The sequence below is a fragment of the Pseudoalteromonas sp. Z9A6 genome (assembly GCF_011378805.1).
In the GTDB taxonomy this organism is placed as follows: domain Bacteria; phylum Pseudomonadota; class Gammaproteobacteria; order Enterobacterales; family Alteromonadaceae; genus Pseudoalteromonas; species Pseudoalteromonas distincta.
This window is the reverse complement of record NZ_WTKZ01000027.1, coordinates 47,686-53,685: the sequence shown is the minus strand read 5'-3', so window position 1 is coordinate 53,685 and position 6,000 is coordinate 47,686. Positions and strand designations below refer to the sequence as shown.

General features: G+C 39.5%; 3 protein-coding genes and 1 pseudogene. 3 read left to right on the top strand and 1 reads right to left on the bottom strand.

All coding sequences use genetic code 11. The annotated features are described in order from the left end of the window. Positions 1 to 55 precede the first annotated feature (55 nt). Positions 56 to 658 (bottom strand): annotated as a pseudogene (locus GQR53_RS11610) (diguanylate cyclase); the annotation flags it as partial. A 370-nt stretch (positions 659 to 1,028) separates the two neighbouring features. Here GQR53_RS11610 and GQR53_RS11605 point away from each other — a divergent pair. From GQR53_RS11605 to GQR53_RS11595, 3 genes are all read left to right on the top strand, one after another. Then, positions 1,029 to 2,840: a glycoside hydrolase family 3 protein gene (locus tag GQR53_RS11605; RefSeq protein WP_165744012.1), complete on the top strand. Its 1,812-nt coding sequence runs from the start codon at positions 1,029 to 1,031 to the stop codon at positions 2,838 to 2,840. Position 2,841: 1 nt separating this feature from the next. Then, the gene (locus GQR53_RS11600; protein ID WP_165744011.1) at positions 2,842 to 3,576 is read left to right on the top strand and encodes a 5-oxoprolinase subunit PxpA; all 735 of its coding nucleotides are present in this window, start codon (positions 2,842 to 2,844) and stop codon (positions 3,574 to 3,576) included. Positions 3,577 to 3,731: 155 nt separating this feature from the next. After that, positions 3,732 to 5,750, top strand: a complete 2,019-nt coding sequence (locus tag GQR53_RS11595) for a S9 family peptidase (RefSeq protein ID WP_165744010.1) — start codon at positions 3,732 to 3,734, stop codon at positions 5,748 to 5,750. The last annotated feature ends 250 nt before the right edge of the window (positions 5,751 to 6,000 follow it).

Below are 6,000 nucleotides of genomic sequence, written 5' to 3'. Positions count from 1 at the left end.
TTTAGCAAAATCTCTTGAGTCAGACTTGTGATCAAGAGACAGCTATAAGTGCCTGATCTGGGTGATAGAGAATTCGCCTACTGGCATCGACCACATAAATATATGTTCCACCCTCATAATAATGCTGCTCTAATAAGCTATTTAAAATATTACGCTCCTTTAGATAAAGAGAGCCACCAATATAACCAAGGTAATCTCCACTTTGATCAAACAAAGGATGAGAAATAAAAACAATAAAGTTCCCAGCAGCCGACACATAAGGCGCGCTGATTAATGGTCTTTTTTCTTGTAGCGCTTGTACAGCGCCGGGTGAGTGGATTGATTCACCAATAAGTTGTGGAAATTTAGGAGAGGTTGCGACAACAACACTATGCTTATTAATTACAACCGAGTTAAAGCTATTCGTTTGTAAGTGTAAGCGGGTCGCTTCTTGGTTTAATAAATCTTCATCATCAACTCTTTGCTCTATTTTTTTAGCTGAATAGGCCAGTTGTTGCATTGCGGATTCTAAAAAATTATTTGTTGCGGATGCCAGTTTATTGGCATAAGCATAGTTACTTTTTAGCGTGTAAGCTGTTAACTGCTCTTTTTGTACTTGGTAGGTAGAATAAAAGCTACTTACTAAAGTACTAATAGAAGCCGTAATCGCTAAAAGCAAAATAAGAAATCGAAGATTTAAGGCCGTTAATAATTTTTTTCGCAAACGTATGCCATCCTAAGTACAGGTATTCAGTACCCGAACCTATAATTGTATATAAAGCCCGCAATTATACCCTCTTGAAAATTTATTACCTAATATTAACAAAGCCACAAAAAATATAACTAAATATAACTTTTCGCTAGTTGCAAGATTATGAATTTTCTTTAACTTTTACAATACGTTATTGGTTCCTCTGCAAAAAATCCTTCTTTTGCAGTTACCTCAAAAAGTAGTTAAGCTGCTTACACTTATCTACTTTTTAGCTTTGGAGTGTGTTTTGCTAAATAAGTGTATTGTATCGTCTATCGTTTTTTTATCTGGGTGCTTAATGCCATTACAATCCTCGCTTGCTAAACCCGTGCTTTCTCTTGAACAACAACTTGGGCAAAAGCTAATACTCGACTTTCGTTACTTCTGCCAGCAAGGAGTAAGTAATAAATGCCGAACTCCAATGACCGAGTTACCTAATGAACTCGCTACCGCTATTGCAAAATACGATATTGGTGGGGTAATTTTATTTTCTGAAAACACTCAATCGATAGAGCAAACAATTGCGCTTAATAGCCAATTGCAAACAGCTGCAAGTAAATCCAGTAGTAAGCTGCCGCTATTTATATCAATAGATCAAGAAGGCGGACGTGTAGCGCGTTTACCACGCGATGTTGCCACCTCATTTACCGGTAATATGTCGATTGGCGCAACCTACAAAAAACACGGTATAAGCTTTGCGACAAAAACAGCAACTGTTATAGCTAAAGAACTAAATTCGCTGGGTATCAATGTAAACTACGCGCCTACGGTTGATGTAAACATGAACCCCGATAACCCTGTTATTAACGTACGCTCGTTTGGTGAAAACCCTGCATTAGTGAGTAAATTAGGCGCCGCACAGGTTGCAGGATTTGAGAATAACGGCGTTATTACCTCGTTAAAGCACTTCCCGGGCCACGGCGATACAAACGTAGATAGCCATACAGGTTTGCCTAAAGTAAACCATGCAAAAGAAGTTATTTACGAGCAAGACCTAGCACCTTTTAAACACATTATCGCCAAGCAAAACCCAGGCATGATAATGACGGCGCATATTCAATATCCCGCGCTTGATAGCACAACGTTTATAAGTGTTAATGGCAAAACTATGGTAAAACCGGCAACAATGTCGCGCGCAATCATTACTGATATTTTACGTGGTGAGCTTAATTACCAAGGTGTTGTAGTAACTGATGCGCTTGATATGGCTGGCATTAGTAACTTCTTTACACCAACTCAAGCGGTAATAAATACGTTTGCGGCTGGGGCTGACATTGCCCTAATGCCCGTTGAAATTAGAACACCGGATGATTTAAACAAGCTCGATGACCTTATTAAAGAGCTTGTTGCAGCGGTTAAATCAAACCAACTTGATGAGCAAGAAATAGCACAATCGGCACAGCGTATAATTACACTTAAAAATAAATTTAGATTAAGCACTAATTTTGACCCTATTACCGCGCTCATAAATGCAAAGCAAACAATTGGCAGTGCAGCACATCGCGAAATAGAAGCGCAGCTTGCTGTAGAGGCAATAACGCAGGTTAAAAATAATAACAGTACTTTGCCGCTTAATTTAAAAGCAGGAAGTAATATTCATATTATTATGCCCGACACGCGTAAATGTATGGCAATGCAGCAAGCAATTGAAGCTATCAGCCAGCAGAAACTTAACTATAGCTGTAGTAGTTTACAAGGGTTTAATCCAGCACATGCAAAAGCACAAATACAGGCTGCTGATGTAGTTATCGCCGGTAATGCAACGCCTAATCAAAGTGCGGTCGAAATTGGCGGTATGGATGATTTAATAGATGATTCAAATTTTGCACTTAATAATGCAGAGCAGCCAAAAGCACTTGAGTCATTATTAAAAGTGGCAAAGCAGAGTAATAAAAGCACTGTATTTATAAGCCTGAGAGCCCCTTATGACATTGCTAAATTTGGCGATTATGCAAATGCCGTACTTGCATCGTATGCATATAATATTGATGTAGATAAAAACGATATTGTGTCTGGTCCTGCTTTTACCGCACTTGCAAAAGTGTTACTAGGAGAAGCACCGGCTAACGGCGTATTACCTGTCACAATAAAACCGCAAAAGGTGCACTAATATGAAGCTCAATTGTGACTTAGGCGAAAGCTTTGGCGCGTGGAAAATGGGGCTAGACGATGACGTTATGCCACATATTGATATGGCTAACATTGCGTGTGGGTTTCATGCAGGTGACGCCGACATAATGGCAAACACTCTTGTACTTGCCAAACAACATAACGTACAAATTGGTGCTCACCCAAGCTACCCAGACAAGCAGGGCTTTGGTAGACGCTCAATGGTACTTAGCGAAAAAGAGCTTACAAATTGCCTGCACTATCAAATAGCCGCTATTGAGGGGATGGCAAAAGTACAAGGTTTAACACTTAGCTATGTAAAACCCCACGGCGCACTTTATAACGACATGATGGCAAATGATCAAATATTACAAACCGTTATAAATGCAATCGCCAGCTACCCAATAGATTTAAAGCTAATGATTTTAGCGACTAAAAATGCCAATAAGCACATTCAAATAGCTAAAGATTCAGGAGTCGATCTAATACTTGAGGCATTTGCCGATAGGCAGTACACCGACGACGGGCATTTAGTGTCACGAACACTTGAGGGTAGCGTTCACAACAAAGCTGCATTACTAAAACAAGTAACTCAGCTTTTATCCGATGGCAGCGTGACAACACAAACTGGAAAAAAACTAACGCTCAACGCCCATAGCTTATGCGTACATGGCGACAACGCTGATGGCATAGCGCTTATAAAAGACATAAAAGCCCTGTGTAACTCAGCTAACTAAACACTTTTACACAACCACAAATAGAAGCTGTAAACCCCCTTTACAGCTTTAACTCATAGATTTAAATAAGAGCTTCATCGCATCCTACTGTTAATTTAATAATCCCTAACATATAACTACTTAGCAAATTAAAAAAAGTAACAACAGGGATAAAAATGAAAAAGTTTTTAACACTTAGCCTCGTTTTAGGCTGTAGCAATTTAGCCTACGCTGAAAAAAATACACTACAACTGCAAGATGTATTTAATTTAGAATATGCCAATCAAATAGATATAACCGAAGACGGTAAAACGGTTTATTTTGTGCGTAATCGCATGGATATAAAAACCGACCGCAAAGTTGGTAATATTTGGTCTGTTGATTACAAAACCAAACAAATGCAACCGCTAACCTCTGGCGTGCATATGGATTATTCGCCAGTCCTCTCTCCTGATGGTCAACGCCTTGCGTTTATATCAACTCGCGATGGCAGCAGCCAAATATATATAAAATGGCTTAAAACAGGTGCTATGGCAAAAATTAGTAACTTAACGAGTAGTCCACGTTCGATTACATGGAGCCCTGATACTAACCAATTAATATTTAGCATGTTTGTTCCAAGCGCTAATTCAGCGCCAGTGAGCTTACCAGGCAAACCAAAAGGCGCAACCTGGGCAGAATCCGCTAAATTTATTGATGATGTTTATTATCGTTCAGATGGTGGCGGTTACACACAAAAAGGTTTTAGCCAATTATTTTCCATAGATGCTAACGGTGGTAATGCCAAACAACTCACTCATGATGAATTTGATAACGCAGGCGATGTAAGTTTTAGTAACGATGGTAAGTCGCTTTATTTTTCTGCAAACAGGCACACAAACAACCAGCTAAAACCCACAAACAGTGAAATCTATCAACTCGAGTTAGCCACACAAAATATAACTAAAGTTACTGACCGAAACGGACCTGACGAGCAGCCTAAAGTATCGCCCGATGGTCGTTACTTAGCGTACACAGGTTACGATGATAAACGCACTAACTACGAAAACGCTCAGCTTTATATTCGTGATTTAAAAACAGGTAACACAACAAGCTTAACGCCAAATTTTGATCGTAGCGTAGGTCAAATAAAATGGAGTGCAAACTCCAAAGGCATATACTTTAGCTATGCAGATAAAGGTCAAACCGCCCTCGCCTATCAACCACGCAGCGGCAAGCGTAAAATAATAACAACTCAAATTGGCAGTGTTGCCTTTGGTCGCTCTTATTCTGGTGGTGACTTTGATGTAAGCGAAGATGGCGAAGTAGCCTTTACCCTTGCCGATACTCAGCGCCCTGCTGATATAGCAACAATTAAACGCGGTAACGCGCAGCGTTTAACTACCCTTAATGCAGATGCATTGGGCGACAAAGCTTTGGCTAAAGTGGAAGAAATTTGGATTAAATCAAGTCACGATGAGTTACCTATTCAAGGATGGATTGCTTACCCACCAGAATTTGACCGCAGCAAAAAATATCCGCTAATACTAGAAATACATGGCGGTCCAGTAGCTAATTACGGTCCACACTTTAGCGCTGAAATTCAGCTGTTTGCAGCCAAAGGAAATGTCGTTTTATACATGAACCCACGTGGTAGTGATTCATACGGTAAAGAGTTTGCACAAACTATTCATCATAATTATCCAAGTAACGATTTTGATGACTTAATGACTGGCGTTGATGTGCTAATAGCGAAAGGCTTTATTGACGAGTCTAAATTGTTTGTAACCGGTGGCTCTGGCGGTGGCGTACTAACAGCTTGGATTGTAGGTCATACCGATCGCTTTGCTGCGGCTGTAGTTGCTAAGCCTGTTATTAATTGGATCAGCTTTGTACTAACTGCCGATTTTTACCCGTTTTTTGCTGATTATTGGTTCCCAGGTAAACCATGGGATCACATTGAGCATTACATGAAACGCTCGCCTATTAGCTATGTTGGAAACGTCAAAACTCCTACTATGTTGCTCACTGGGGAATCTGACTACCGTACACCAATTTCAGAAACTGAACAGTTTTATCAAGCATTAAAACTACAAGGCGTTGATACTGCAATGGTGCGAATTCCTGATGCATCGCATGGTATTACAGCTCGCCCATCAAACTTAATGACCAAAGTTGCTTATATTCAATGGTGGTTTGATAAACACACTAAATAACCTAAAATTAGTATAATATTTATAGCTCAAATAAAAGCCACTTTAAATAAGTGGCTTTTGTATTTATCGCCGTAGTATTCAAACTGTAAACCCCCTTTACACTTCTGTGACAGTTAAATATCGGACTTAGCTAAAACTTCAGTTAGTAAAATTTCGGTTTATAGCATTTTTTGTAACTTGAGTTGGTAAAAAATCGGTTTGAGTCACTGTTTATAGCCTATCAGTTAGTAAAATTTTGTTTTATAGCACA

Excerpts from the sequence above, each read along its gene's own strand:
- GQR53_RS11605 (WP_165744012.1), top strand. The coding sequence starts at position 1,029 with ATGCCATTACAATCCTCGCTTGCTAAACCCGTGCTTTCTCTTGAACAA.
- GQR53_RS11595 (WP_165744010.1), top strand. The coding sequence starts at position 3,732 with ATGAAAAAGTTTTTAACACTTAGCCTCGTTTTAGGCTGTAGCAATTTA.
- GQR53_RS11600 (WP_165744011.1), top strand. The coding sequence starts at position 2,842 with ATGAAGCTCAATTGTGACTTAGGCGAAAGCTTTGGCGCGTGGAAAATG.